Below are 26,013 nucleotides of genomic sequence, written 5' to 3'. Positions count from 1 at the left end.
TGATTCTCTACCAAGGAGGCGAGACCATGGAGGCGTTGCGGGAACGCTTGGATCATCTGCGGGTGACGCTGGAGGATCTGTTGGATCGTCTTTGACATCCCGGGCAAGCAAGCCGAGATCCGGAAACTGGAGGAGGCGGCGGCCCGGGCGGATTTCTGGGATCAGCCCGGACGGGCCCAGGAGGTCATGAAGCGGCTGGGCCGGCTGCGGGAGGAGGTGGAGGCCTGGCTCCGCCTGCGGCAGCGGGCCGATGAGCTCCGCGAACTGCTGGATCTGGCCGAGGCGGAGGGCGCCGAGGACCTGGCGGCGGAACTGGCCCGCGAGGTCGAGGCCCTGGAGGAGGAGGTCCGCCGCCACCAGTTCGAGGTCTGGATGTCCGGACCCTACGATCGCAACGACGCCATCCTCGCCATCCACGCGGGGGCCGGCGGCACCGACGCCCAGGATTGGGCGGAGATGTTGTTGCGGATGTATCTGCGGTGGGCCGAACGGCGGGGCTGGGAGACCGAGTTGCTGGACAAGGTCGACGGGGAGGAGGCGGGGATCAAGAGCGCGACGGTGCTGGTGAAAGGCCCCTACGCCTACGGCTATCTAAAGGCGGAGAAAGGGGTGCACCGCCTGGTCCGCCTCTCCCCCTTCGACGCCGCCCACCGGCGCCACACCTCGTTCGCCCTGGTGGAGGTCTGGCCGGACATGGGGGAGAGCCCGGAGATCGTCATCCGGCCCGAGGACCTCATCATCGAGACCTTCCGGGCCTCCACGGCCGGCGGCCAGCACATGCAGAAGAACGAGACAGCGGTCCGCATCCGCCACATCCCTACCGGCATCGTGGTCTCATGCCAGAACGAGCGCAGCCAGACCCAGAACCGGGAGACCGCCCTTAAGATCCTGAAGGCGCGGCTGGCGGAACTGGAGGAGCAGAAGCGGCGGGCGGAGATCGCCGCCCTGAAGGGGGAGCACGTCAGCGCCGAGTGGGGCAACCAGATCCGCTCCTACGTGCTCCATCCGTATCAGCTGGTGAAGGACCATCGCACGGAGCACGAGACCAGCCAGGTGGAGCGGGTGTTGGATGGTGAACTGGACGATTTCATCGAGGCCTACCTTCGCCAGACGGCAGCCGCCCCCCGGGGCGGTGGATGACCGATCAGGCCGCGCCGCAGGAGGGAGCATGCCCCGTCGAAAGCAGGCGGTGGAGCCAGGCGGCGAGTGGCTGTCCTTGAAGGACGCGGCGGCAATGCTGGGGGTCCACCCCGCGACCTTGCGGGTGTGGGCGGACGCCGGGCGGATCCCCTCCCGCCGCACGGCAGGGGGGCATCGCCGGTTCGCCCGGCGGGATCTGGAGGCCTGGCTCCAGGCCCACGGGGCAGAGCCGGGGGTCCAGATGCTGGTGGCCTATACCCTGGGGCAGCTGCGAATGGAACTGACCCGGGGGGCGACCCCCCAGGCCCCATGGTTCGAGCGGATGCGTGGGGAGATCGCCCAGGCTTTCCAGGCCATCTGCTATCAGTTGTTGGAGGAGCTTCAGGCCTACATCCGGGATCGGGATCCGAGGCGCCCCCGGGCGGTGGGCCTGCGCTACGTCGCGGAGGCCCTGGCGGCCGGCCTGAGCCTGGGGGACCTGGTCCGGGCCTACCTGCACTTCGGACATTACCTGCTGGAGAGCGTGTTCCGCATGGTGGAGATGGGCGGCGCGCCAGAGCGCTGGCGGGAGGTCTACCGGGATGTCCTGGCTTTCCACAACGAGACGTTGTTGGCGATGATCGACGGCTATCTGGAACAGGCGCCATGGACGAAGGCCGCGGTGCCCTCCGAGGGCTGAGCGTCTTCCTGATGGGCGCTGGCATCGCCCTCCTCCTCGGCGTCGCCCCGCTGACCCCGGCCGCCCCGCCCCGGGAGGATCCGGAGCCATTGAGGGCGATGCGGTCGGATCCCCGCTCCAGCGGGGCTCCCGCGGCCGCGGTCTCGGCAGGGGGAGCGGACCTTCCCGATCCTGCGCCGGCGGGGACAGAAGCCGTCGGCGACCGTCCGCTCCGCCTTCGCATTCCCGCCATCGGGCTGGATGCGCCCGTGGTCCCGACAGGGTTGATCGCCCAGGAGGAGGGCGGGCGGACCCTCATCACTTGGGAGGCCCCGGGGGGCTTCGCCGCGGGGTGGCTGGTGACCTCCGCGGTGCCGGGCCAGGGGGATAACGTGGTCCTCATCGGCCATCACAACATCGCCGGCATGGTCTTCAAGGATCTTCACCGGCTGAGGCCCGGCCATCGCATCCAGGTGGAAACCTGCCGGCGGGTCTATGTTTACGAGGTGGTCGCCCGCCACCTCCTGCTGGAAAAGGGGCAACCCCTCGAGATCCGCCAGCGCCATTTGCAGTGGATCCTCCCGACGGGGGAGGAGCGGCTCACGCTGGTTACGTGTTGGCCGCCGACGGGCAACACCCACCGGCTGATCGTCGTGGCCCGGCCCCTCGATGGGGATGCGGAGCGGGGGGAGGCGGTTTCCCCGCACGGGATCGAGCCTTAGATGGAGGGAGACGATGGGGCTTCTGGAGTGGTCCCCGGTGCGTCGGATCCGGCGCAACCACGCCCTGGAGCACGCAACGGTGCACCTGCTGAGCCAGCGGTTCCCCGGGCAGCCCATGGCCGGCCGTTCTACGCCCTCCGGATTTTATCTCTACGGGAACGTGCCGATGGAGGCGGTGGTCGCCGCCGCCCACGAGGCGCTGGAGCGCCTGCACCGGGGCGAGCGCCACTGGGCCATCCATCCGGGCTGCGGCACCAATTATGTGGCCTCGGGCACCACTGCCGGCCTGGCGGCCTTCCTCACCCTGGGCCTGTTCCCCCACCGGCGCCGCCCCGAGGTGCTGCCGCTGGTGATCCTGGCCACCGTCTTCGCCCTCATCGCGGCCCAGCCCCTGGGCCCGTGGCTGCAAGACCGCGTGACCACCCTGGCCGACCCGGGGGATATGGAGATCGTCGGGGTGCGCGCCCTCCCCGGCGGCTTCGTCCGGACCTACTTCGTGGAGACCCGCGGCGGCTAAGGGCCCCATGATCGTCCTGCTGCACGGAGAGAACGAACTGGAGATCGAGGAGGCGCTGGCGGCGCTCCGCGAGGCCGTGGGGGATGCGGCCGCCCAGTCCCTGAACGTGATCGTGCTGGACGGGCAGCGGATCTCCCCCGCCGAGTTGCGGAACGCGTGCGCGGCGCTCCCCTTCCTGGCCGCCCAGCGCCTGGTCATCGTCCACGGCCTGTTCGCCCGCGAGCGGCGGCGGGCCAAGGAGGAGGCCGCCTTCCTGGAGGCCCTCGCAGCGGTGCCCCCCACCACCCGCCTGGTCCTGGTGGAGGCCCGCACCCTCCTCGAAGATCACCCGGTGCGGCGCTGGCTGGCCGAACACCCGGAGGCCGGCGAGGTTCGGCATTTCCCCCTGCCGCCGCCCCATGCGCTGCCGGAATGGGTGATGGAACGGGCCCGGCGGCATGGGGGGGCCTTCACGCCCCAGGCGGCCTCAGCCCTGGCGGCTCTGCTCACCGATCTCCGGCTGCTGGATCAGGAGATCCGCAAACTGGTCCTTTGGGCCGCCGGCCGGCCGGTCACCCCTCAGGACGTCGACCGGCTGGTCCCTTACGCGGCCCCCATTCGCATTTTCGAACTCACCGAGGCCCTGGGCCGGCGGGAGGTCCGCCGGGCGCTGACGGCGCTGCGCCGCCTGCTGGAGGAGGGCGAGCATCCTCTGGGCCTGTTCGGCATGATCGTCCGCCAGTTCCGGCTGATGTTGTTGATGAAGGAACTGCTGGAGGCCGGCCACTCTCCGGCGGAGGCCGGGGGCCGGCTGGGCCTCCATCCTTACGCCGCCCGCAAGATCGCTGAGGCGACGGCCGGCTTCACGATGTCGCAACTGGAGGCCTTCTACCGTCGCCTGGCGGAACTGGACCTGGCCATCAAGACCGGGCAGATCCCGGACGGGGTGGCCCTGGAGACCTTCCTCGTCTCCGTTGGCGCCCGGGAGCCCTCGACGGCGGAGGCCGAGGCCGGGTGAACGGAGGGGGCTGGTGCAGGCGCGGGTGATCCTCAAACCGCGGGCGGAGCGAAAACTGCGCAACTTCTACCCGTGGGCTTTCCACGACGACATCGCCGAGGTCGTGGGCGACCCCGAGCCCGGCGCCATCGTATGGGTGCGGGAGGCCTCCGGGGCGCTGGTCGGCCAGGCCTTCTACAACCCCCAGGCGGCCATCCCCTTGCGGATGCTCTCCCTGGGGGATGAGCCCATCGACGCTGCATGGTTCCGACGCCGCCTGCTCGCGGCCGCCGAGCGGCGCCGCGGCATCGAGGGGACGAACGCCGTGCGCCTGGTCCATGGGGAGGCGGATGGCCTCCCTGGCCTGATCGTGGACCGCTACGGGGACATGTTGGTGGTTCAGATCCGCAACCTGGGGATGGAGCGCCGGCGGGAGTTGCTGGTCGATCTGCTCCGAGGGCTCTTCGCCCCCCGTGGGATCTATGAGCGCAGCGATGTCGAGGCGCGGGAGGACGAGGGCCTGGCGCCGCGGGTCGGCGTGCTCTGGGGGGAGGTGCCGGATCCCATCGAGGTGATCGAGGACGGGCTGGTCTTCGAGACGAGCGTCGTGCGGGGGCAGAAGACGGGCTTTTATCTAGACCAGCGGGACAACCGGCGGCGGCTGCGCCGATGGGTGCGGCCGGGAGATCGGGTGCTGGATGTCTACGGATACATCGGGACCTTCGCGCTGCACGCGGCGGCAGCGGGGGCCACGGCGGTGGTGATCGACAAGGACCCCTGGGCGCTGGGGCAGGCGGAGCGCAACGCCGCCCGTAACGGCCTGGGGGGACGGATCACCGTCCGCCTGGGGGAGGCCCTGGAGATGCTGGAGTCCCTGGCTGCCGAGGGCCGACGGTTCACCCATGTGGTGGTGGACCCGCCTGCCATGGTCAAGCGGCGGACGGAGTGGGAGCGGAGCGTGCGACGGCGCTTCGTGGCCCTGGCCGGCCTGGCCCTCCGACTGCTGGAGGCGGGGGGCCTTCTCTTTTTCTCTTCATGTGCCTATCCGGTCGGCCTGGAGGATCTCATCGAGGCGCTGCGGCTGGGAGCGGCCGACGCGGGCTGTCGCCTGCTCGTCCGGGAGGTGACCTACCAGCCCCCAGATCACCCCTGGGTCCTCCAGATCCCGGAGACCCTCTACTTGAAGACCCTCATCGTGGAGAAATCCGGCTGAGCGGGCTTTCCTGAGGGGCAGGTCCGCCCTGGATCCGCCAGGGAGCGGTATAGAGGTTGCAACGCTGCCCCCGCAGGAAGCCCACCACGGTCATCCCCGCGGCCTGGGCGAGTTCCAGGGCCAGGCTGGAGGGCGCGCCGATGGCCGCCAGCAGCGGGATGCCGGCCCGCAGGGCTTTCTGAACGATCTCGAAGCCGGCCCGCCCGCTCACCAGCATCAGGGCCCGGTGGAGGGGGAGGCGCCCCTCCCGGAGGGCAGCGCCGACCACCTTGTCCACCGCGTTGTGCCGGCCTACATCCTCGCGCAGCCAGAGCAGCCGCCCCTCGAGGTCGAAGACCGCCGCCGCGTGCAGCCCCCCCGTGTGCCGAAAGAGGGCCTGGGCCCCTTCCAGCCGCCGGGGGAGTTCATAGAGGAGGGCGGCCGGGATCACCGGTCCGTCCTCCGGCAGGGAGGGAAAGCCCTGGGCGAAGACGGCTTCGATGGCCGCCTTCCCGCAGATGCCACAACTGCTGGTCATGGAAAAATGGCGGGTCAGCCGCTGTCGATCGAAGGGGATCTCAGAAGGCACGACGACCCGCAGGACGTTGGGGGCCGGGCGCTCCGTCCGGATCCGGGGGAAGCCGTCGGGGTCGTCGATCAGGCCCTCCGTGTATAGAAAGCCCAGCGCCAGGTCCTCGTCCTCCCCCGGCGTCCGCATGGTGACCGCGACGGGGAAGTCCGCGTCCGCCGCCTCGTCCGGGAAGGCCACCCGGATCTCGAGGGGCTCCTCAGCGACGATCCAATCCATCCGTGGCGCCGGCTGTTCCTCCTGCCACTCCCATGCGTGCCAACCCTTCAGCGCGCCGCCGCGGCCCATGGTCCCTCCTTCGTGGTCTCCTGGCCGGGCGGAAGCGGCTCCAGGTAGGCGACCATGGCCTTATAAGCGGGGATCCCGGAAAGGGGGGAGCGGGCCTCCGGCGCGGCCAGGACATTCCCATCTGGCCAGTGGACCTGGAGGGTGCCTGGTTTGACCTCGGCCACGACCACCCGGCCCTCGAAGGACCCGTAGCGGTTCCAAAGCCGCACCCGGTCGCCCGGCCGCAGGCCCAGCCGGGCCGCGTCCTCCGGATGCATGAACACGGCGTCCCGCGGGGCGCCGGTGAGGGGATCGACCTCCTCCTGGACCATGCTGTTGAACTGCTTGCCGCGGCGCGAGGTCACCTGGAAGGCCCCGGGAGGGATCTCCCGCGCGGGGAGGGGGACTGCCTTGAAGCGGGCTTTGCCGTCGGGGGTGGGAAAGCGCCAGCCGGCGCACAACAACGGCCCTCCATATTGAAAGGCATCGCCCTTCTTCTGCAGGTGCTGGATCCCGTCATACATCGGGATCACCCGGGCGATCTCCTCCCGGATGGTGGCGGTGTCCGGGAAGCGCACCTGGGAGGCGAGGTCGGGGCGGACGCGGGCGGCCAGTTCCCCGAAGACCCACCACTCCGGCCGGGCCTCGGGGACGCGGGGGCCAGGGATCTCGGGGCTGAAGATCACCCGCCGCTCCGTGGTGGTCTCGGTCACCCCTCCCGGCCCCTCATACCGGGTGGCTGCCGGGAGGAGCACCACCGCCTCCCCGGGTTCGAACAGCATCGGTGGTGAGAGCACGATGTCCATGTGAACCCGCAAGGGGACCCGCTCGAGGGCCTCCCGCACGCCGGCGGGGTCGGGGAGCACCTCGTGGAAGTTCCCGCCCACGCTGAAGAGGAGGTCCAGTTCCCCCCGGCGGGCAGCATCGATCATCTCGGGGGCGGTGAGGCCCCGGGCCGCCGGGACCGTGAAGCCGTAGCGTTCGGAGAGGCGGCGGGCGTTTTCCTCGTTGATGGGGAGGCCGCCCGGGAAGACCGTGGCGTAAGCCCCCATCTCCGCGCCCCCCTGGACGCCGGAGTGGCCCCGGATGGGCATGAGCCCGCACCCCTCGCGGCCCACGAACCCCTTGCTCAGGGCCAAGTTGATGATGGCATGGACGTTGTCCTCCCCGAAGGGGTGCTGGGTGATTCCCATGCTCCAGACGAAGACCGCCCGTTCGGCCGCGGCGAGCATGCGCGCGAAATCCAACATGTCCTCCCGGGAGACCCCCGCGCCCGCCTCCAGGTCCTCCCACGGGGTGGCCTCCAGCAAGGCCCGCAGGTCCTCGAAGCCCACCGTGTGCGCGCGGATGAAGGCTTCGTCGATCCAGCCGTTGGCGATCATATGCTTGAGGGTCCCATGGATGAAGGCGATGTCCCCGCTGGGGCGGATCTGGAAGAAGCGGTCGACGATGCGTGTGCCGAAGAGGGCGCTCTCCAGGTCGGAGGGCACCCAGTAGCGCTCCATCCCCGGCTCCCGATAGGGGTTGATCAGGGCCACCCGGGTGCCCGCCTTCCGGGCGTAGTAGAGATACTTCATCATCACCGGCTGGTTGTTGGCGACGTTGGAGCCGAAGAAGGCGACGAGGTCGGTGCCGATGAGGTCGCTGTAGGAACAGGTGGTGGCCGCCACGCCGAGGGCGGCCTTCAGGGCCAGGGTGCTGGGGGCGTGGCAAACCCGCGCCGCGTTGTCGATGTTGTTGGTGCCCATCGCCCGCACCGCCTTCTGGGCGACGTAATAGGCCTCGTTGGGAAGCCCCCGGCTGGTGAGGTAAAAGGCCAGGCGGTGCGGAGCGCTCTGGCGGATGCGCTCGGCGATGAAATCCAAGGCCTCCTCCCACGAGATCCGCCGGAACCCCGCTTCTCCCCGGAAGCGGATAAAGGGACAAGGCAGCCGGCCCAGGGCCCGCAGGGCCCGGCCGGAGCGGCCGGAGAGGGGCCGCACGTCCTGCAGGAGGGCGGGGTCGAAGGGGGGCATGGTGTTCAGGCGCAGCAGGCGCAGGCGGATGTTGCAGAGGTGGATGCCGGTGATCGTCCAGTCCCGCATGCCGGTGGTGCCCAGGGCGCAGCCGTCGCAGACACCGTCGCGGAGGATCCGCCATGCGTAGCCCAGGCGATCCCGGTTCTCCCACAGGGCGCGCAGGATCTCCAGGTAGTTGTTGGGCCGTTGCTCCCCGATCCCGAAGGGCTTCCAACTGGCCCACAGACGGGGATCCCACTTTCGAGAAGGCGGCCGCACGGCACGCCGGACACCTCCCATCGCACCCTCCTTTCCAGCCCTGGGCCGGGATCATCGGGGGGCAGACGTCCCACCGTCGGTCAATGAAGCACCCCAGCGGTCTCTGATCCCTCGGAGGCGCGAGAGCGAAGCAAATCCCGGTCCAGAGAATATTGTAAATCCGGGCGCGCGAAAAGATCAAAAGGCGGGATCGTCCGCTGCGCGGGGAGGGGGATGAAGGGTCAGCGATCGCTACAGGCGCCTGGAGAGATATCCGCGCGCCGGTTCAACCCAGAAGGGCGCGGGTCCAGCCGGCGGTCAGAGGCTCCAACCAGGACCCCAGCCACGGGGTGGCCAGCCAGAGGACTCCTTGCGCGGTCCACCATGCGAGGCCGAACCACCGGGCCGAGCGGGGCATCGGGTGCAGCGGCCGCTCCGCTGCCGATGCGGCCACCAGACCCCGTAGGAAGGTCCAGCCCATGGCCCCGGTGACCGCGATCAACGCCAGGGCGAGCCCGGGCCGCCCCGGCAGCAACCAGCGTAGCAGAGCCCATCGGCCGGCGAAGCCGGGGAAGGGCGGTGCGTCGACGAGGGCGAGGCCGCTGCCCAGCAGCAGGGCGATCACCCACGGGCCCTGGGCCAACGGCACCTGCCCGAAGGCGGTGGACCTGGCCATCCGGCGATAGGCGGCCAGGGCGAAGGCCATCCCCAGCAGCGGGATCACCCGGATCCCCATGCTCCAGGCGCTCAGGTGGATTCCTTCGGCGGTGCCAAGGCCCAGGGCCAGCCACGAGAGGCCGCTCGAGGCCAGCCAACCGTAGCCTCCCAGGCGGCCCCATCCGGTCTCCGGCAGGGCCAGGGCGGCGCTGCTCAGGACCATCATGGCGCCGATGGCCTGAAGGCCCACGGTCCAGAGCGGGGAGAGGGCCAGCCAGGGGAAGGACTGGATCCACGCCGGCAGCCAGAGCCACGTTCCGGCGTGGAGGAGGAACAAGGTGAAGGCCCCGCCCACCGGGGCGCCTTCCCCCAGCAGGAGCGGCACCCACCGGTGGGCTGGCCACACCCCCAGCCAGAGCGCCAGGGCCAGTAGGATCATGGTCGGGGTCAGGAGGGTCCACAGGGGCTGTCCGGGGTTCAATCCGGCCTGCTCCGCCGCCCATGCGGCGGTGGTCCAGAGCAGAACGCCCAGGCTGGCGGCGATCAGATAGGACATCGCCCCTGCCATCCCATGGCCCTCCCCGAGCACGGTCAGCGCCAGCAACAAGGCCGCGCTGCCGATGGCGAAGGCCCCCAGGCCCACCGGGCGGATCAACAGGCCCGCTGTCCACAGCCCGGCTGCCGTCAAGCCGATGGGATACAGGCGGCGCTCAAAGGGGAACGGCCACGCCGTCAGGAAGGCCAGGGCAGCCACCCCCCATAGCGCGGTGAGGGCCCAGCGATCGGCCTCGGTCAGCCGGATCGTTCGTCCCAGAACCACCACCGGCGCCCCGAGGGTGATCTGGTCCGGCCCCGCCGCCACCCGGGGCCATGGAACCCCCCACAGGAGGACCAGCATCAGCCCCGCCGTGATCGCCGCCAGGGGGGCCGCCAGGGGGGTCCGCCGGAGGGGATAGGCCAGCGGCGCGGCCAGGAAAGGCAGGGCGAGGAGGGCAAGCAGCGGGAGGTTCACGGGAGCCGCTCCTGGCGGATGAGGGTCAGGGCCGCCATCAAGAAGGCCACCACGAGGCTCATGGCGGCCATCAGCCCGATGGCGATCAGGCTGTCCTGGACCGCGAAATAGAACACCTGGTAGCCGCTGAACATCGTCAACACGCCGAGCCCGGCCTTGAGGGGCGATCGGCTCAACGTCGCCATCAGCAGGCCGATCCCGATCAGCGCGTAGGTCATGGCCAGCAAGGGGATCGGAAGGAACGGCAGGGGGAAGCGCGCGGCCAGCAGCCGGGCCAAAAGATAGAGGAAAAAGCCCGCCAGGGCCCGGAAGCGCCATGGGACGATGGAGCGGGCGCCGAGGACCGAGGGCGCTGTCCGCTGGGCCCGCCAGGCGACCAGATAGAACACCCCGGCCAGGAGCCCCCCGCTCAGCATCTGGAGGCCGGCCAGTTCCACCGGTACCCCGGCGAGGATCTGCAGCAACAGGCCGCTGGCGGCGGCCGTCAGTGCCCACACCCCCACCATCGGGCGCCAGTCATCGAGCGCCAGGACCAGGACGGCGGATCCGACCACCAGCAGAACCAGCGGCTCTGAAAGGTCGCCCACCATGCCTGCGGTCTCCTTCCCTTTTCTCTGCCATGTGCCATGGGCCTTCCGACGGGGCCGCCATCGCCCCGGGAGTCCCTACTATAGGCGGGCCGTCCCCTTCCGGCAACTGCCGCGTCCGATGGGATGCCGGTATAAAATCCGAGGTGCGATCCGAAGGGCTGCGGGGCGGCGCGGGCGCCGCCGAGCCCGCCCCCGACACGATGTCTTTCCAACGGGAGGGAGAATGGCTCCCAAGGGAACGCAACGCCGGCCGCTCGCCTCGCGGGCCCGGGCGTGGACGGTGCCGGGCCCCCGCACCATCGCCCGGGAGGTGCTCCCCAACGGCATCGTCGTCCTGGCCTACGAGAACTTCAGCAGCCCCTCTGTGGTCCTCTCCGGCCTGCTGTGGGCGGGGGCCCTGGATGAACCCCCGGAGCGGGCCGGGCTGGCGGCGTTCACCGCAGAGATGCTGACCCGGGGGACCGCCCATCGGACCTTCTATGAGATCTACGAGGCCATCGAGTCGGTGGGGGCCAGTCTGGAGTTCGGGGCCGGTTATCACACCACCGGCTTCAGTCTGAAGACCTTGGCCGAAGACCTGCCGGCCCTGCTGGAGGTGCTGGCCGACGTCCTGCGCCACCCTGTCTTTCCGGAGGAGGAGGTGGAGAAGGTCCGTGGTGAGATCCTCACCGATCTCCGGGAGCGGGCCCACGACACCCGGCGGATGGCCGCCCTGCGCTTTCGGGAAACCCTCTTCCAGGCCCATCCTTACGGACGGAGCGTGGACGGCTACCCGGAGACGGTGCAGGCGATCACGCGGGAGGACCTGATCGGCTTCCACCGGCGCTTTTACAGCCCCCGGCGGATGATCATTGCAGTGGTGGGCGCTCTGCGGGCCGAGGCAGCGATCCAGGCCATCCAGGGGATGCTCGGGGATTGGGAAGGGGAGCGTCCGGAGCCGCCCCCTGTGCCAGCAGCGGCCCGGCCGGAGCGCTGGATCCACGTGCACACGCCCATCCCGGGCAAAAGCCAGATCGACCTGGTGATGGGCACGGTGGGGCTGGCCCGCACCGATCCGGATTACTATGCCGCGGCCCTGGCCAATTGCGTCCTTGGGGTGTTCGGCATGATGGGTCGCCTGGGCGATCACGTCCGGGATCGGGATGGGCTGGCCTATTACGTTTACAGCCGCCTGGACGCGGGGCTGGCCCCGGGGCCGTGGAGCGTGATCGCCGGGGTGGCCCCGGAGCACCTCCCCCGGGCCGTGGAGGGGATCCGCATCGAGATCCGGCGCCTCATCGAGCGGCGGGTGCCGGCCAAGGAACTGGAGGACAACAAGTCCTTCCTGATCGGCTCGTTGCCCCTGCGGTTGGAGACCAACGAGGGGATCGCCGGCGTCCTAGTGGATATGGAGCTCTTCGAACTGGGCCTGGACTACCTGGAGCGATATCCTGATCTCATCGTGGGCCTGACCGCCGCCGAGGTTCAGGCTGCGGCCCGCAAATACCTGGACCCCGATCGCATGGTCCTCGCCACTGCGGGGCCGGACCCGGCCCTTTCGTAGAGCCGTATGGGCGCGGAGGCAGATGATGGCCTCGGTGGAGATCTGGGTGGAGGCGGTGGCCCTGGCCGATGAGGCCGTGTGGCTGGTCCCGTCGGAGGATGGAGGCTGGACGCTGCCTGGGGGACCGCTGGCGTATGGGGAGGAGCCGGTGGAGGGCCTCCGGCGCCATCTGATGGCGCTGGCGGGGGTGGAGGTCGAGGAGCCCGTGATCCTGGAGGCGGCTTCCCGTTCCGAGGAAGGGCGCTGGCGGATGATCCTCCGCTACGCCTGCCGGCTGGCCCGCGAGCCCCGCCCGGTAGGCGCCTTGTTCCACATCGAGCATCTTCCTCCATTGGAGCCCGGGCAGCGGGCGGCGATCTATCGGGCGCTGCAGGTGCTCTGAGCCGGCGCCTCGTCGCCTCCGGCTCGTGGAGGGGGAGCGGGCCGGGATCAGAGGGCCTCCGGGGCGAGGCCGAGGCGTTCCGCTCCCACTGCAGCCCAGAACCGCTCCAGGTCGGCCAGGGCCCGCCGGGCGTAGGCCAGGGCCCGCTCCCGCCGATCCCGGGGGGGCCGCTCCAGGGGCGGGAGCAGTCCGAAGTTGGCCTTCATCGGCTGGAAATCCCGTGGGTCCGCGTGGGCCAGGTAGTCGCAGAGGGCCCCGATCATCGTGGTGATCGGGAAGGTCAGGGGCGGCCGGCCCTGGAGCAGGCGGGCGGCGTTCACCCCGGCCACCAACCCGGTGGCGATGTTGCCCACATAGCCCTCCGCCCCAGTGATCTGGCCGGCGAAGAAAAGATCGGGGCGCCCGCGGAACTGCATCGTCGGTTCCAGGAGGGCCGGGGCGTTGATGTAGGTGTTGCGGTGCATCTGGCCATAACGCAGGAACTCCGCGTTCTGCAGGCCAGGGATCATCCGGAAGACCCGCCGCTGCTCCGGCCACTTCAGGTTGGTCTGAAAGCCCACCATGCTATACATCGTCCCCGCCCGGTTGTCCCGACGCAATTGGACCACGGCGTAGGGCTGTCGACCGGTGCGGGGGTCGATGAGGCCGGTGGGCCGCAGCGGCCCGTAGGCCAGCGCCTCCCGCCCCCGCCGCGCCAGGACCTCGATGGGCAGGCAGGCTTCGAAGAAGCGTCGGTCCTCTCGCTCGAAGTCTCGCAGCGGGATGGTCTCGGCATGGATCAAGGCGTCCACGAAGGCCTCGTATTCCTCTTTCGTCATCGGGCAGTTGATGTAATCCCCGTCCGGTTCCTCCCCGCGCCCGTAGCGAGAGCCCTTAAAGCAGATGGACATATCAATGGAATCGGCGGCGACGATGGGCGAGATGGCGTCGTAGAAGTAGAGGTACTCCTGTCCGGTCAGGCGTTGGACGGCGGCCGCCAGGGCGTCGGAGGTGAGGGGGCCTGTGGCCAGGATGCAGGGGGCGTCCGGGATCTCGGTGACTTCCTCCCGGATGATGGTGATGTTCGGGTGGCGCTCGAGGTGTTCGGTGACGCAGCGGGCGAAGAGCTCCCGGTCGACGGCCAGGGCTTTCCCCGCGGGCACCGCCGTGCGGTCGGCGCAGGCCATCAGCAGCGAGCCAAGGAACCGCAGTTCGGCCTTGAGCAGCCCCGAGGCGTTCTCCAGTTCGTCCGAGCCCAGGGAGTTGGAGCAGATGATCTCCGCCAGCCACCCGGTGGTGTGGGCCGGCGTGAGCCGATGGGGCCGCATCTCATACAGAAGGACGCGGACGCCCCGCTGGGCGGCCTGCCACGCGGCCTCCGACCCCGCCAGGCCCCCGCCCACCACGATGAGCCCAGGCGCCACGGCTCCTACCTCCGTCTCAGAGGGCTTTTCTCAGGGAATTGTAACCGTAGGGCGTCGGCCTCCGGTAAAATCCGGGGGGGCTGTCGGCTCCCTTCCGACGGTATAAAATACCGGCATGCGCATCTTCACCCCAGGCGGAGGAGCGGATGGGCGCGAAAGCCTTCGACGTGAAAGATCTCTCCCTGGCGGAGAAGGGGCTCCAGCGCATCGAGTGGGCCGACCGCGAGATGCCGGTCTTGCGGCGCATCCGGGAGCGCTTCGAACGGGAACGCCCTCTGGCCGGGGTCCGCATCGCGGCTTGCCTCCACGTGACGACGGAGACCGCCAACCTGATCCGGACCCTCCAGGCTGGGGGCGCGGAGGTTGCCCTGTGCGCCAGCAATCCCCTCAGCACCCAGGACGATGTGGCTGCCGCCCTCGTGCGCTTCTTTGAGGTGCCCGTGTTCGCCATCAAGGGGGAGGACACGGAGACCTACTACCGCCATATCCAGGCCTGCCTCGCCCATCGCCCCCACATCACCATGGACGATGGGGCGGACCTGGTGAGCACGCTGCACAAGGAGCGCCCCGAGTGGATGGCGCAGATCGTGGGGGGGACCGAGGAGACGACCACCGGGGTGATCCGCCTGCGGGCCATGGCCCGGGAGGGGGTCCTGGCCTATCCCATCATCGCCGTCAACGACGCCCGGACCAAGCACCTCTTCGACAACCGCTACGGCACCGGGCAGTCCACCATCGATGGGATCATGCGGACGACCAACATCCTGCTGGCCGGCCGGACGGTGGTGGTGGCCGGCTACGGCTGGTGCGGCCGGGGCATCGCCATGCGGGCCCGGGGCATGGGGGCCCACGTCATCGTCACGGAGGTGGATCCCCTGCGGGCCCTCGAGGCGGCCATGGACGGCTTCCGCGTGCTCCCCATGGCCGAGGCCGCCCGGGAGGGGGATCTCTTCATCACCGCCACCGGCAACATCCACGTCCTGGACCAGCCCCACTTCATGGTTATGAAAGACGGGGCCATCATGGCCAACGCCGGACACTTCAACGTGGAGATCAACCTGCCGGCCCTGCGGGCGTTGAGCGGAGGGGAGCCCCGTCGGGTGCGGGCGTTCGTGGACGAATACACGCTGCCGGACGGCCGCCGGCTCTATGTGCTGGCCGAGGGGCGGCTGGTGAACCTGGCCGCCGCCGAGGGCCATCCCAGCGCCGTGATGGATATGTCCTTCGCCAACCAGGCCCTCTCTGTCGAGTATTTGGTCCGCCACGGCCCCTCCCTGGATCGGCAGGTCTACCCCGTGCCGGAGGCCATCGACCGGACGGTGGCCCGCCTCAAACTGGAAACCATGGGGATCCGCATCGACACCCTCACCCCCGAGCAGGAGCGCTACCTGGCCTCCTGGGAGGAGGGCACATAAGGACGGCCGGCATCCCTCCATGGATCCCCCGTGCGGGGGCAAGCCGCGAGCCGGTTCGCTCCCGCACGGGCCCGGGTCCTTCCACCGCTGGGCCCCGCGGTCACCGGTGGGTTTTCCCCGTTATATGATGAAAAGGGTGGCCGGATGGCCGGTTCTTTGTGCGCCCCGAGGTTGCCATGGCGGACAAATGGAGCGAAAATAGAAAGCCTACCCTTTCTCGGGACACGTCCGATGGCCGCCTATCCGGGGCATCCCATCACGATCCAGGAAGACCGTGTGGTGTGGCTGGAGACCCGGCATCCGGCGTATGAGCAGGTCCGGGATGCCCTGGCCCGTTTCGCGGACCTGGAGCGGAGCGCCGGGCCAGTCCATGGCTACCGGATCACCCCGCTGTCCGTGTGGAACGCGGCGGCGCTGGGCCTGACGGCGGAGGCCATCCTGGCCGACCTGGAGCGGTTCAGCGGCGGCCGGGTCCCCGAGCGGCTGCGAGAGGAGATCCGGGAGTGGATGGCCCGCTACGGGCGCCTCCGTCTGGAGATGGCGGACGGCCGGCTCTGGCTGGTGGCGGAGGATCCGGGGCTCCTGGGCCGGCTGGCGCAAGAGCCGGTGCTGCAGCCGTTCCTGCGGGGGGCGCCGCAGGGGGATCGGGTGGAGGTGGAGCCCCGGGCCCGTGGCCACCTCAAGCAGGCCCTGGTCTATCTGGGCTATCCGGCGGAGGACCGGGCGGGCTACATCGAGGGGGCTCGCCTGGATCTGCGGCTGCGGACGGCACGGCGCTCGACGGGGGAGCCCTTCCGCCTACGCCCTTATCAGGAGGCGGCGGCCGAGGCCTTTCTGAGCGCCGGCAACGGGGTGGTCCTGCTGCCCTGCGGGGCGGGCAAGACCATCGTTGGCCTGGCGGTGATGGCCCGTCTGCGCACCGCCACCTTGATCATCGCCACCAGCACCGTGGCCGCCCGGCAGTGGGTCGCGGAGATCCTAGACAAGACGGATCTGAGCCCCGAGCAGGTGGGGGAATACACCGGCCACCGCAAGCAGATCCGCCCGGTGACCGTGGCCACGTATCAGATCCTGACCCATCGGCCCCGGCGGGATTTCCGGGAGGATTTGCTGGCGCAGTTCCCTCATTTTCGTCTCTTCAGCGCCATGGATTGGGGGCTGATCATCTACGACGAGGTCCACCTCCTGCCGGCCCCTGTCTTCCGGATCACGGCCCTCCTCCAGGGGCGCCGCCGCCTGGGGCTGACCGCCACGCTGGTGCGGGAGGATGGGCTGGAGCGGGAGGTCTTCGCCCTCATCGGGCCCAAACGATATGAGGCGCCATGGCGAGAACTGGAAGCCCGCGGCTGGATCGCTGCCGTGGAGTGCCACGAGATCCGGGTCCCCATGGACCCAGAGGATCGGGTCCGGTATGCGGCGGCGGAGGACGCCGAGCGGTATCGCCTGGCGGCCACCAACCTGGCCAAAGAGGCGATGGTCCGCCTGCTCCTGGAGAAACACCGTGAGGACACTGTCCTCATTATCGGGCAATATTTGGACCAACTGGAGCGCATCGCCCGCGCGATCGGGGCCCCGCTCATCACCGGCCGCACCCCCGTGGCCGAGCGGGAGCGGCTCTTCGAGCAGCTCCGTCGCGGGGAGATCCGCCGCTTGGTCCTATCCCGCGTGGGCAACTTCGCCATCGACCTCCCGGATGCCAACGTGCTGATCCAGGTCTCGGGGACCTTCGGTTCCCGTCAGGAGGAGGCCCAGCGCCTGGGACGGATCCTCCGCCCGAAGCGGAACGGGATCCTCGCCCACTTCTACACCCTGGTCACACGGGATACGGTGGACCAGGATTATGCTGCCCGGCGCCAGGCTTTCCTGGCCGAGCAGGGCTATCGCTACGAGATCCTGGAGGCGGAGGAGGTGGCCGCCTACCGGCCTGCCGTCGCGGACGTGGCCGCGTGGCCGCGGGCGCTTCCGGCTCTTTCCCCGGAGGGAGAGATCCCTTCCCCCATCGACCATGGACCGGCTGTTTGAAGGTCTGCCCCGCTCGTTGCTGACGGAGGCCTTCGACCGATGGGCCTCCGGGAAGGTGCACCTTCGCCCCGCCGCGGCCGGGCCGGTTGTTGTCGCCGTGTCGTGGGGATCGCGGGAGGTCGAGTTGCTGTGGCGGCGCCCCGATCCTGGTGGGCCATGGGATCTCAGCGCCCTCCGCCTGCAGCGCTGCCCATGTGGGGCCCGGGGCGTCTGCGCCCATGAAGCGGCGGCCTGGCTGGCCTTGCTCTTCGATCTGGACCCGCCCCTGGAGCCGATCCCGGAAGGCATGCGGCGCCTGGAGGCCCAATTGGAATCCCTGACGACAGCGGCCCTGCAGGCGATGGCGCGCCGCTGGCGATGGCCCCTCTCCAGGGGGCGGAAGGCGGCGCTGGCGCGCCGCCTCGCCGCGCGGCTCTGGCTTCACTATCGGCTGGGCCGGTGGCGGGAGGGGCTCGATGCCGATCTGGAGCGCCTGCTGGGGCTCATCCGGCTGCTCGGGGCCTCCCGGATCGACCGCGGGGAACTGGAGAGGCGCTGGATCCGGTGGACGGGGCGGGACGCCCGGGCCTTCCGGATGGCGTGGAGCCGGGCGATTCAGAAGGGCCTGTTGCTCCCCTGCGAACTGGGCCACGAAGCCCACCCTCGACCCCACGCCCATCTGCCCGCGGCGCTGGAGGTGGCCGATCTGCCTCCACCCACCTTTCCTGTAACGCTCCATCGGGGGTTCCGGCGGGAGCAGATCGTGACCGCCCCGCCCCTTCCCCCGTTGCTTCAGGAGACCGTCCGGTGGTTGCGCCGGAAGCCGATCCCTCTGGCTGTGTCGGCCCATCCGCAGGCGGCGGCGCTGCCTTGGCTGCGCGGATGGCCCCACGATCCGGAAGAGGTGGAGCGCCTCCTGGCCCGGTGGCCATGGTCCTCCCCGCCCGATACGTGGTTGACTGTGCCCGTGGAGTGGTTCGCGCCGGAGGCCGTGGAGGAAGTCGCCCGCGGCCTCGGTTTGCCGTGGGAGGGGGCCGCCTTCTTGCTGGAGGGATTGTGGCATCTGTCCGGTCTCCCCTCCGGGGAGGCCCTCCCTGCCCGCTGGGCGCCCCCGCAGATCGAGGGGGCGGAGGCGACGGCGCGGATCGCGGAGATCTGGCGGAGCGGCGCCACGCTGTTCGAGATCGCATGGTTGCGGCGGCGGGATCCCACCCTTCGCCTGGTGCGATGGCTCGGCTGGTCCAGTGGGATGACGCAGCTGTATTACGAATGGGGGCTGGGGCGTCAGGCGCTCCTCCGCCTGCTGGAAGGGTTGCCGGAAGGGTGGGTGGATTGGCGGGATGTGGCCCGGGCGCTGGAGGCGGCGCGTCCCCCTGGGTTCGTGGAAGCCTCCGACGGCCTGCGCTGGCGGTTGGTCCGGGGCCGCGGGGCCGCCGAGCCGGTCCCCCTCGCCGACCATCTGCGGGCGTATCTGGAGGGATCTCTTTTCTGGATGGGGGTTGTCTCTCTCGCTTATGAGGAAGGAACCCTGCGGGCCTTCCGGTTGACAGAGCCGGGCCGTCGATGGTTGCGCGGGGAGCCCCTTGAAGGGCTTCCTGAGGAGGGGCTTCCGGAGACCCGATGGGTGGACGCACGGACATGGTCGGTGCGGCCGGGGCCGGAGACGGCACAACTGCTGTGGCTGTCCGCCCGCATGGGGCGGCCGGCCGGCTCCCCCTTCGTGTTCACCGCCGACGAGGAGCGGATCGAGGCGGTGTTCCGCGAGGGCTATCGCCCTGAGGAGATCCTGGCCCTTTTCGAGGCCTGTGGCCTTCCCCCCACCCCCCAATTGGCGCACATGGTGCAGGAGGTCTGGGCCCGCTTGGGGCGGGTCCAGGTGTTCGAAGAGGTCACCCTGCTGGAGACCGAGGATCCGGTGATGCTGCAGGAGCTCTTGGCGGCCACCTCCCTGCGGGAGGCCATTCGCGGGTGGCTGGCCCCCCACCTGGTGGTCATCGACGAGGACGCTTTGGACCGCCTGTTGAAAGAGATGCGGGACCGCGGCTATCATCCGGTGGTCGTTCGGGCGTGATCGAAGCCTCGGGACGGCCGTTGGGGATCTCCATCCATGCGGCGGGCCGCAGGCCGTTGGGCCCTTGACATGGGGGAGCCCTCCCCCTAAGATGGGGGCAGAGATCCGGCCTTCCCCACCCTATTCCGGGAGGTTGCCGATGCGTTGTCTTTCGCCTCGATGGGTGTTGGGGATCCTCGTTCTGGGCCTGGCGCTGGGCGCCTGTGCGCCCCAGAAGCCTCCGTTGGGCAGCGAGCAGAATCCTCTGGTGATGGTCTTCGTGCCCTCCGGGGAATCGGAGGAGATCAAGCGAGGAGGCGAGCAACTCGCCGCGCTCCTCGGCCAGAAACTGAACATGAAGGTGAAGATGAACCTGGCCAGCAGCTTCGCCGCTGCGGTCGAGGCGATGGGGGCGGGCCAGGCCCACATTGGCTGGCTGAACACCCTGAGTTACCTGCTGGCCCACGAGAAATACGGTGTCGAAGTGATCCTGGCCACCGTGCGCTTCAACCAGACCTACTACACCGGACAGATCATCGTGCGGGCCGGCTCGGGCATCAAGAGCATCGCCGACCTGAAAGGTAAGACGATGTGCTGGGTGGATCCCCTCTCCACGTCCGGCTACCTGATGCCCCGCATCCTGCTCAAGGCCAACGGGGTGGATCCCGACCGGGACTTCGCCAAGACGGTGAACGCGGGCTCCCACCCCAACGTGGTCAAGGCGGTTTACAACGGGGACTGCGATGCGGGGGCGACCTACGTGGACGCGCGGGGCGCGGTGGAGAAGGATCTGCCCGATGTGAAGGAGAAGGTGGTGGTCCTGGCCACCACGGCGAAGATCCCGAACGACAACGTGAGCGTGATCAAGAATCTCCCCTCGGACCTGCGGGCGAAGATCCGCCAGGCCCTTCTGGAGATCGCCCAGTCGGAGGAAGGGAAGAAGGCCCTCAAGACGGTTTACCAGATCGAGGGCCTGCAAGCCGTGGATGATTCCTTCTATGATGAGTTCCGGGCCCAGTTGAGCGCCTCGGGCTACAAACTGGAGGACCTGGTCAAGCCGGCCAAGTGATGAGCGGGCGGGGGCGGTCTTCTAAGGCCGCCCCCGCCCTTATGGATGTAGAGCCCGGCGGGACCTCCATGCCCCTGATCGTCGAGCGTCTAACCAAGATCTACCCGGACGGCACCCGGGCCCTCTCCGAGGTCAGTTTCACGGTGGAGGATGGGGAGTTCGTGGCCATCATCGGGCTGAGCGGGGCCGGGAAGAGCACGCTGCTCCGCTGCATCAACCGCCTGGTCGAGCCGACCTCGGGGCGGGTGATTTGGAACGGGGTCGACATCACGGCCGCCTCCCCGCGGGAGCTCCGCCGCATCCGCCGGCAGATCGGGATGATCTTCCAGCAGTTCAACCTGGTCAAGCGTGCCACTGTTCTGACCAACGTCCTGACCGGCCGTCTCGGTTATGTGAACCTCTGGCTGAGCCTCCTGGGCTATTTCCCCCCCTCCGAGGTGCGACGGGCGATGCGGGCCCTGGAGCGGGTCGGCCTGGCCGACCTGGCGGACAAGCGGGCGGATGAGCTCTCCGGGGGTCAGCAACAGCGGGTCGGGATCGCCCGGGCGCTGATGCAAGAGCCCCGCCTGCTCCTGGCCGACGAGCCGGTCGCCAGCCTGGATCCCGTCCTCGCGCACTCCATCCTCCGTTACATCGAGGAACTGAACCGCAAGGATGGCGTGACCGTGCTCTGCAGCCTGCACTTCCTGGATCTGGTCCATCGATACGCCACGCGGGTGATCGGGCTCAAGGATGGGGTCAAGGTTTTCGATGGGCGGCCGGACGAGATCGACGATCGCCGGTTCAAGGAGATCTACGGGCAGGAGGCAGAGCGCATTGGCGGCTGAAGGCCGGGTCCCTCGCGGGACCGCCCTCCTCCCCGGCGTGGCCTACTGGGCCCTGGGCCTGCGGACGCTGGCCGGGATCTGGGCAGGCCTCACCCTGATCCTGCTCGGGCTGGCCCTGTGGCGGGGCCATCCCTGGCTCTGGGTCGGGTGGGGCTTCTGGTGGCTCGGGGCGATCCACGACGCCGCACGGCGGCTGGCCGGCCGGCGGCCCCGCGGGTGGCCTGCCGCCCTGGCGGCCCTGGCCGTGATCTACGCGGTCGGCTGGGAGGTCACGGAGATCGATCTCCGGGCGCCCTTCGTGCGCTTCGAGAAGATGCGTCCCTATCTGATCGCCCTGACCCAGCCCGATCTCCTGACCTACCCGACCGAGCGCCAGGTTTATCGGATCCCCATCGAGGTCCCCTGTCTCCATTCCCCCCAGCCTGTTGTGCTGGAGGACGGCGCCCGGCTCCGTCTCTCGGCCGGTTGCACCCAGGCGGGGGATCCGTTGACGCTGGAGGGCGAGGGATTCCCGGCCGGGGTTCCCTTGGAGATCTGGTGGGTGAACCCCATCGGCGAGCGGCAGCGGATCCTGCAGGAAGGGCGCCGGTTGGATCTGCGGGCGGACGCCTCCGGGCGGTTCGAGGTGGCGTTCGTCGCCCCTCGGGCCGTCCCTCCGGGTTTTGAGCCTCCCCCCGGCCGTTCCCAGACCCACGGGCTGGAAGTGCACGCCGTGCGGGTGGTCGGCCCCCCGCAGCCCAGCGAGGCCCTGCTGGAGGTGGCTGAGAAGATGGGGGAGACGGTGGCCATCGCCCTGCTGGCCACCACCTGGGCGGTCCTGATCGCCGCCCCGTTGTCGTTCCCGGCCGCCCGCAACCTGATGGGCGGCTCGTGGCCCACCCGCCTCCTCTATTACGCCATGCGCGCTTTCTTCAACGTCGTCCGCTCCATCGAGCCCCTCATCTTCGGCATCGTCTTTGTGGTGTGGGTGGGGCTGGGGTCCTTCGCGGGGATGCTGGCCCTCATGGCCCATTCCGTGGCCGCCCTGGGCAAACTGTTCTCCGAGGTGGTCGAGCACATCGATCCGGGTCCGGTGGAGGCCTTGACGGCGACGGGGGCCCATCGCCTCCAGGTGATCCGATACGCGGTGATCCCCCAGGTGATCCCCGAGTTCGTCTCCTTCGCCGTCTACCGCTGGGACATCAACGTCCGCATGTCCACGATCATCGGCTTCGTGGGCGGCGGGGGGATCGGCTTCCGGCTCAGCGAGTGGATCCGGCTGAGCGCCTACCGGCAGGTGGCCACGGCGGTGATTGGGATCGCCGTGGTGGTGATGGCCCTGGATTACCTCAGCGCCCAGATCCGCCGCCGCATCGTTTGAGGGCTGCGGCGGGTCGACCTTCGAGGAGGGCGATGCGACGACGGCGCCTGCTCGTCCGGATCGGCGGGGGGATCTTGGCCCTTCTGATCTACGCCGCGTCCTGGCGGGCCGTCGGGATCGACCTGGGGAGGCTGTTTGAGCCCCAGGCGGCCCGGCGCGCCCGGGAGATCCTCACGGCCTTCCTGATGCCTGAGTTCTTGATCCCCGAGCGGGGGACTCAGCGGGTGGAAGGATTCGTGCGGGTGCCGTGTCCGGAGGGGGCCTCGGCGGCGCCGGCGGCCGTCGGCGAGGGCCCCCGGCTGTGGCTCCCCCCCTGCGCGGCGCCAGGGGCCCGCCTGGCGATCCAGGGGGAGGGCTTCCGCCCGAACAGCGAACTGGTGTTGCGCTGGGTCTTCGCCCCGAGCCCCCAGTTGCCCCTCGGGGGGGAGCTTCTCATCGGGCGCGCGCGGACAGGCCCGGACGGCCGCTTCGCGGCCGAGGTGGAGATCCGCCCCCTGGTGGTCCAGGAGGGCGGGTCTCGTCTCCAGGCCGAGGCCCGTTGGGAGGGGGGCTGGAGGATCAGCCCGGCGCTGACCCGGACCCTCGAGGGGATGCTGCAGACCATCTTCCTCGCCCTGATGGCGACCTCGTTCGCTACGCTCTTGGCGGCCCCCCTCTCGTTCCTGGCGGCCCGCAACATCATCGCCCGGAGCCCCATCGGGACAGCGGTTTACTACGGGGTGCGAACGGCCTTCAACGTGGTGCGCTCCATCGAACCGCTGGTGGTGGCGGCCATCTTCGCCACCTGGGTGGGCTTCGGCCCCTTCGCCGGGGTGCTGGCCCTCACCGTGGCCACGGTGGTCAACCTGGGCAAACTCTTCTCCGAGGTCATCGAGACCATCGATCCCGGTCCTGTGGAGGCCCTGACCGCGACAGGGGCTCACCCCTTGCAGGTGATCCGTTACGCGGTGATCCCCCAGATCACCCTGCCGTTCCTGGCCTTCCTCATCTATCACTGGGACATCAACATCCGGATCTCCACGGTGGTGGGGTTCGTGGGGGGCGGTGGGATCGGCTATCAGTTGAAGCTGTGGATCGACCAGACGGATTACCACAAGGCGGGGACGGCGGTGTGGGCCATCGTGGCGGTGGTCTCGGCGATGGATTACCTCAGCGCGCGCCTTCGGGAGTCGATCCGCTAACCGTTGCGCCCGGCGCGAGGAAACGGCGGATGGTCCGCTTCCGGCTTCAGCGACCTATGGCGCGGAGGCCGACCCCGTGCCCCTATCGCCGGGATCAACCCTCCTCCGGCTCAGCGCCCCGGGCGCCGGGCGAAGTAACTCAGGGCCATGCGGATCTTCTCCTCCAGCGGGAGGTTGGGGTCGGGGGGGACGGCCGACAGGGCGGCCTGGGCCTCCACCACGCTGTATCCCAGGGCGGTCAGGGCGGCGAGGATCTCGGTCTCGTCGGCGCGCACGGCCGGGACGCCGGCCTCTGGGGCCGCCTGGATCTTGTCCTTCAAATGCAGGAGGATCGCCCGCGCGGTCTTCGGACCGATGCCGGGGACCCGGCGCAGCACATCGATCTGCTCGTGGGCGATGGCGGCCCGCAGGGTGGGGACGGAAAGGCTCAGCAGGGCCAGGGCCGCCCGGGGCCCCACCCCGCTGACGGTCAGCAGTTGCTCGAAGAGGGTCCGCTCGTCCTCATCGGCGAAGCCGTAGAGGGTCAGCGTCAGGCCGTGGCCCTCGGTGCGGGCCAGCAACGTGGTGTGCAGCGTGATGGGCTCCCCCACCCGCGCCTGGGCCAGGACAGCGGCCGACACGTAGACTTGAAGCCCGAGGCCGTTCAAGCCGACCACCAGCCAGTCCTTCCCGATCGCTTCCACGATCCCATGCAGACGGACCAGCACGCGCGATCCCCCTTTCCAATGCGGCAGGTCGTGGGGGCCAACCCATCGCCGTCGGGGAGGTTGAGATCGAGGACGATGACCGCCGGCCGCAGCGCCGCCAGCCGCTGGCGGGCCGTCCGGAGGTCTAGTGCCACCACAGCAGCCCGGCGGCCCCAGGCCAGCAGTTCCGCCAGGGCCTGGGCCTCCGCCGGGTCATCCTCGACGATCCAAACCGGTCCGGTCATAGCCCCACCGGGCTACCCCAGGATGGCGGAGAGCCGGGCGTGGTGGAGATGGCAGACGGCCACGGCGAGGGCATCGGCCACATCGTCCGGACGGGGGGTCTCGGGAAGGCGTAGGACCATCCGGACCATGGCCTGGATCTGGGCCTTGGGGGCGTTGCCGTAGCCGACCAGCGCCTGCTTGACGTCGGCGGGGGTGTATTCGTAGACGGGGATCTCCGCCTGGGCCAGGGCCAAGAGGGCCACCCCCCGGGCCTGGCCGACAGCGAAGGCGGTGGTCACGTTGCGGCCGAAGAAGAGGCGCTCCACCGCGGCCGCCTCCGGGCGGTGGGCTTGGATCAGGCCCTGAAGGCCTTCGTAAAGCCGGCGCAGACGAAGGGGCAGGGGGTCCCCTGCCGGCGTCCGGATCTCCCCATAGGCCAGGGCCTCCAGTTGCCCGTCCCGTTCTTCGATCACGCCGTAGCCGGTGATGGCGATCCCGGGGTCGATCCCAAGCACCCGCATCAGGCAGCCTGGGCTTCGTATTTGCGGATCAGTTCGTCGGAGATCTCCAGGTTGGAGTAGACCTGTTGGACGTCGTCGAGTTCCTCCAGGGCATCGACCAAGGACATCACCGCGGTGGTGGCGTGGTCGTCCAGGGTCACCCGGGTCTTGGGCTTCATCGTCAGTTCGGCGTTGTCGACGTTCAGGCCGGCCTGGAGCAGGGCGTTGCGCACCGCCTGGAGGTCCTCGGGCGCCGTGTAGATCTCCACCAGGTCCTCGCTGATCTCCACGTCATCGGCCCCCGCCTCGATGGCCAGTTCGAAGATTTTCTCCGGGTCGGCCCCGTCGGGCCGGACGGCGATGTAACCCTTCTTCTCGAAGTTCCACATCACCGCCCCGGACTCCGCGAGGCTGCCGCCGTGACGGGCGAAGATCCGCCGGAGCTCGGCCACGGTGCGGTTCCGGTTGTCCGTCAGCACCTTCACGATGATGGCCACCCCGTGGGGCCCGTAGCCCTCGTAGTAGAGCTCCTCCAGTTGCTCGCCTTCCCCCCGTTCCAGGCCGGCTCCCCGACGGATGGCCCGCTCGATGTTCTCTTTGGGCATGTTGGCGGCCTTGGCCCGCTCGATGGCCAGCCGGAGCCGGAAGTTGGTCTCCGGATCCGGCCCCCCTTCGCGGGCGGCGACGATCAGTTCCCGGGTCAGCCGGGTGAACAACTGGCCCCGCTTGGCGTCCATGGCCGCCTTACGGTGCTTGATGTTCGCCCACTTGCTATGCCCCGCCATCGAATTCCTCC

At 69.6% G+C, this 26,013-nt stretch carries 24 protein-coding genes; 15 read left to right on the top strand and 9 right to left on the bottom strand.

The genetic code is table 11. From position 1 onward, the window contains the following. Window positions 1-26: 26 nt before the first annotated feature. The 6 genes from prfB (at window position 27) to C4313_RS00410 (ending at window position 5,226) form a co-directional block, all read left to right on the top strand. Window positions 27-1,140, top strand: a protein-coding gene (prfB, locus tag C4313_RS00435; RefSeq protein WP_352427917.1) for a peptide chain release factor 2 whose coding sequence is annotated in 2 segments (ribosomal slippage) — window positions 27-92 and window positions 94-1,140 — 1,113 coding nt in all. Because the reading frame shifts where the segments join, the coding sequence is not laid out codon by codon here. 28 nt (window positions 1,141-1,168) lie between these two features. Next, window positions 1,169-1,819 (top strand): helix-turn-helix domain-containing protein, encoded by a 651-nt coding sequence (locus tag C4313_RS00430; RefSeq protein WP_352427902.1) that lies wholly within the window; start codon window positions 1,169-1,171, stop codon window positions 1,817-1,819. Next, window positions 1,786-2,520, top strand: a complete 735-nt coding sequence (locus C4313_RS00425) for a sortase (RefSeq protein ID WP_352427901.1) — start codon at window positions 1,786-1,788, stop codon at window positions 2,518-2,520. Before C4313_RS00430 ends, C4313_RS00425 begins: the two co-directional genes overlap by 34 nt. A 13-nt stretch (window positions 2,521-2,533) precedes the next feature. Then, window positions 2,534-3,037, top strand: a complete 504-nt coding sequence (locus tag C4313_RS00420; protein ID WP_352427900.1) for a DUF6391 domain-containing protein — start codon at window positions 2,534-2,536, stop codon at window positions 3,035-3,037. A 7-nt stretch (window positions 3,038-3,044) separates the two neighbouring features. Beyond that, window positions 3,045-4,034 (top strand): DNA polymerase III subunit delta, encoded by a 990-nt coding sequence (gene holA / locus C4313_RS00415; RefSeq protein ID WP_352427899.1) that lies wholly within the window; start codon window positions 3,045-3,047, stop codon window positions 4,032-4,034. Window positions 4,035-4,047: 13 nt separating this feature from the next. Then, entirely contained in the window at window positions 4,048-5,226 is a 1,179-nt protein-coding gene (locus C4313_RS00410) for a class I SAM-dependent rRNA methyltransferase (RefSeq protein ID WP_352427898.1), read from the top strand. Here C4313_RS00410 and fdhD read toward each other — a convergent pair. The 4 genes from fdhD to C4313_RS00390 form a co-directional block, all read right to left on the bottom strand. Next, window positions 5,204-6,082, bottom strand: a complete 879-nt coding sequence (gene fdhD, locus C4313_RS00405) for a formate dehydrogenase accessory sulfurtransferase FdhD (protein ID WP_352427897.1) — start codon at window positions 6,080-6,082, stop codon at window positions 5,204-5,206. The genes C4313_RS00410 and fdhD overlap by 23 nt on opposite strands. Next, window positions 6,061-8,358, bottom strand: coding sequence for an FdhF/YdeP family oxidoreductase (locus C4313_RS00400; protein ID WP_352427896.1), 2,298 nt, complete (start codon window positions 8,356-8,358; stop codon window positions 6,061-6,063). Before C4313_RS00400 ends, fdhD begins: the two co-directional genes overlap by 22 nt. A gap of 244 nt (window positions 8,359-8,602) precedes the next feature. Next, complete coding sequence (locus tag C4313_RS00395) at window positions 8,603-9,985, bottom strand: hypothetical protein (protein ID WP_352427895.1); 1,383 nt, start codon at window positions 9,983-9,985, stop codon at window positions 8,603-8,605. Next, a complete protein-coding gene (locus C4313_RS00390; RefSeq protein WP_352427894.1) occupies window positions 9,982-10,575 on the bottom strand; it encodes a hypothetical protein in 594 nt (197 codons plus the stop codon). Before C4313_RS00390 ends, C4313_RS00395 begins: the two co-directional genes overlap by 4 nt. 223 nt (window positions 10,576-10,798) lie before the next feature. Here C4313_RS00390 and C4313_RS00385 point away from each other — a divergent pair, with 223 nt between their 5' ends. Together C4313_RS00385 and C4313_RS00380 are read left to right on the top strand one after the other, a co-directional pair. Then, window positions 10,799-12,118 (top strand): M16 family metallopeptidase, encoded by a 1,320-nt coding sequence (locus C4313_RS00385; RefSeq protein ID WP_352427893.1) that lies wholly within the window; start codon window positions 10,799-10,801, stop codon window positions 12,116-12,118. Between the two features lie 25 nt (window positions 12,119-12,143). Further along, the gene (locus C4313_RS00380) at window positions 12,144-12,500 is read left to right on the top strand and encodes an NUDIX hydrolase (RefSeq protein WP_352427892.1); all 357 of its coding nucleotides are present in this window, start codon (window positions 12,144-12,146) and stop codon (window positions 12,498-12,500) included. A 47-nt stretch (window positions 12,501-12,547) separates the two neighbouring features. On the opposite strand, the gene trmFO is transcribed toward C4313_RS00380, so the two are convergent. Then, window positions 12,548-13,903 carry a methylenetetrahydrofolate--tRNA-(uracil(54)-C(5))-methyltransferase (FADH(2)-oxidizing) TrmFO gene (trmFO, locus tag C4313_RS00375; RefSeq protein WP_352427891.1) on the bottom strand — a complete coding sequence of 452 codons (1,356 nt, stop codon included), beginning with the start codon at window positions 13,901-13,903 and terminating at the stop codon, window positions 12,548-12,550. Window positions 13,904-14,049: 146 nt separating this feature from the next. Here trmFO and ahcY point away from each other — a divergent pair, with 146 nt between their 5' ends. From ahcY to phnE (C4313_RS00340), 7 genes are all read left to right on the top strand, one after another. Then, a complete protein-coding gene (gene ahcY / locus C4313_RS00370) occupies window positions 14,050-15,318 on the top strand; it encodes an adenosylhomocysteinase (RefSeq protein WP_352427890.1) in 1,269 nt (422 codons plus the stop codon). 231 nt (window positions 15,319-15,549) lie between these two features. Then, window positions 15,550-17,340 carry a DNA repair helicase XPB gene (locus C4313_RS00365; RefSeq protein ID WP_352427889.1) on the top strand — a complete coding sequence of 597 codons (1,791 nt, stop codon included), beginning with the start codon at window positions 15,550-15,552 and terminating at the stop codon, window positions 17,338-17,340. 124 nt (window positions 17,341-17,464) lie between these two features. Continuing rightward, window positions 17,465-19,390: a hypothetical protein gene (locus C4313_RS00360; RefSeq protein ID WP_352427888.1), complete on the top strand. Its 1,926-nt coding sequence runs from the start codon at window positions 17,465-17,467 to the stop codon at window positions 19,388-19,390. 139 nt (window positions 19,391-19,529) lie between these two features. After that, the gene (locus tag C4313_RS00355) at window positions 19,530-20,438 is read left to right on the top strand and encodes a phosphate/phosphite/phosphonate ABC transporter substrate-binding protein (RefSeq protein WP_352427887.1); all 909 of its coding nucleotides are present in this window, start codon (window positions 19,530-19,532) and stop codon (window positions 20,436-20,438) included. 68 nt (window positions 20,439-20,506) lie between these two features. Beyond that, window positions 20,507-21,265, top strand: coding sequence for a phosphonate ABC transporter ATP-binding protein (gene phnC / locus C4313_RS00350; RefSeq protein WP_352427886.1), 759 nt, complete (start codon window positions 20,507-20,509; stop codon window positions 21,263-21,265). Then, complete coding sequence (gene phnE / locus C4313_RS00345; protein ID WP_352427885.1) at window positions 21,255-22,625, top strand: phosphonate ABC transporter, permease protein PhnE; 1,371 nt, start codon at window positions 21,255-21,257, stop codon at window positions 22,623-22,625. The genes phnC and phnE (C4313_RS00345) overlap by 11 nt, the downstream gene beginning before the upstream one ends. Window positions 22,626-22,657: 32 nt before the next feature. Then, complete coding sequence (phnE, locus tag C4313_RS00340; RefSeq protein WP_352427884.1) at window positions 22,658-23,806, top strand: phosphonate ABC transporter, permease protein PhnE; 1,149 nt, start codon at window positions 22,658-22,660, stop codon at window positions 23,804-23,806. Window positions 23,807-23,916: 110 nt separating this feature from the next. On the opposite strand, the gene ruvA is transcribed toward phnE (C4313_RS00340), so the two are convergent. Genes ruvA through C4313_RS00320 form a run of 4 tightly spaced genes read right to left on the bottom strand, consistent with a single transcriptional unit; the run spans window position 23,917 to window position 26,002 of the window. Then, window positions 23,917-24,513: a Holliday junction branch migration protein RuvA gene (gene ruvA, locus C4313_RS00335; protein WP_352427883.1), complete on the bottom strand. Its 597-nt coding sequence runs from the start codon at window positions 24,511-24,513 to the stop codon at window positions 23,917-23,919. Next, window positions 24,450-24,737 carry a response regulator gene (locus C4313_RS00330; RefSeq protein ID WP_352427882.1) on the bottom strand — a complete coding sequence of 96 codons (288 nt, stop codon included), beginning with the start codon at window positions 24,735-24,737 and terminating at the stop codon, window positions 24,450-24,452. Before C4313_RS00330 ends, ruvA begins: the two co-directional genes overlap by 64 nt. A 12-nt stretch (window positions 24,738-24,749) precedes the next feature. Beyond that, a complete protein-coding gene (gene ruvC, locus C4313_RS00325; protein ID WP_352427881.1) occupies window positions 24,750-25,238 on the bottom strand; it encodes a crossover junction endodeoxyribonuclease RuvC in 489 nt (162 codons plus the stop codon). Next, the gene (locus C4313_RS00320) at window positions 25,238-26,002 is read right to left on the bottom strand and encodes a YebC/PmpR family DNA-binding transcriptional regulator (protein WP_352427880.1); all 765 of its coding nucleotides are present in this window, start codon (window positions 26,000-26,002) and stop codon (window positions 25,238-25,240) included. The genes ruvC and C4313_RS00320 overlap by 1 nt, the downstream gene beginning before the upstream one ends. Window positions 26,003-26,013: the final 11 nt, after the last annotated feature.

The sequence above is a fragment of the Thermoflexus sp. genome (assembly GCF_040289485.1).
Classification (GTDB): Bacteria; Chloroflexota; Anaerolineae; order Thermoflexales; family Thermoflexaceae; genus Thermoflexus.
Note: the sequence above shows the minus strand (reverse complement) of the source record. Positions and strands in the feature narration are given on the sequence as shown.

Coding starts and splice junctions, on each gene's coding strand:
- phnE (WP_352427884.1), top strand. CDS start 22,658: ATGCGACGACGGCGCCTGCTCGTCCGGATCGGCGGGGGGATCTTGGCC.
- fdhD (WP_352427897.1), bottom strand. CDS start 6,082: ATGGGCCGCGGCGGCGCGCTGAAGGGTTGGCACGCATGGGAGTGGCAG.
- C4313_RS00380 (WP_352427892.1), top strand. CDS start 12,144: ATGGCCTCGGTGGAGATCTGGGTGGAGGCGGTGGCCCTGGCCGATGAG.
- C4313_RS00385 (WP_352427893.1), top strand. CDS start 10,799: ATGGCTCCCAAGGGAACGCAACGCCGGCCGCTCGCCTCGCGGGCCCGG.
- phnC (WP_352427886.1), top strand. CDS start 20,507: ATGCCCCTGATCGTCGAGCGTCTAACCAAGATCTACCCGGACGGCACC.
- C4313_RS00390 (WP_352427894.1), bottom strand. CDS start 10,575: ATGGTGGGCGACCTTTCAGAGCCGCTGGTTCTGCTGGTGGTCGGATCC.
- C4313_RS00330 (WP_352427882.1), bottom strand. CDS start 24,737: ATGACCGGACCGGTTTGGATCGTCGAGGATGACCCGGCGGAGGCCCAG.
- C4313_RS00365 (WP_352427889.1), top strand. CDS start 15,550: ATGGCCGCCTATCCGGGGCATCCCATCACGATCCAGGAAGACCGTGTG.
- holA (WP_352427899.1), top strand. CDS start 3,045: ATGATCGTCCTGCTGCACGGAGAGAACGAACTGGAGATCGAGGAGGCG.
- C4313_RS00420 (WP_352427900.1), top strand. CDS start 2,534: ATGGGGCTTCTGGAGTGGTCCCCGGTGCGTCGGATCCGGCGCAACCAC.
- C4313_RS00425 (WP_352427901.1), top strand. CDS start 1,786: ATGGACGAAGGCCGCGGTGCCCTCCGAGGGCTGAGCGTCTTCCTGATG.
- C4313_RS00400 (WP_352427896.1), bottom strand. CDS start 8,358: ATGGGAGGTGTCCGGCGTGCCGTGCGGCCGCCTTCTCGAAAGTGGGAT.
- ahcY (WP_352427890.1), top strand. CDS start 14,050: ATGGGCGCGAAAGCCTTCGACGTGAAAGATCTCTCCCTGGCGGAGAAG.
- C4313_RS00430 (WP_352427902.1), top strand. CDS start 1,169: ATGCCCCGTCGAAAGCAGGCGGTGGAGCCAGGCGGCGAGTGGCTGTCC.
- C4313_RS00320 (WP_352427880.1), bottom strand. CDS start 26,002: ATGGCGGGGCATAGCAAGTGGGCGAACATCAAGCACCGTAAGGCGGCC.
- ruvC (WP_352427881.1), bottom strand. CDS start 25,238: ATGCGGGTGCTTGGGATCGACCCCGGGATCGCCATCACCGGCTACGGC.
- C4313_RS00355 (WP_352427887.1), top strand. CDS start 19,530: ATGCGTTGTCTTTCGCCTCGATGGGTGTTGGGGATCCTCGTTCTGGGC.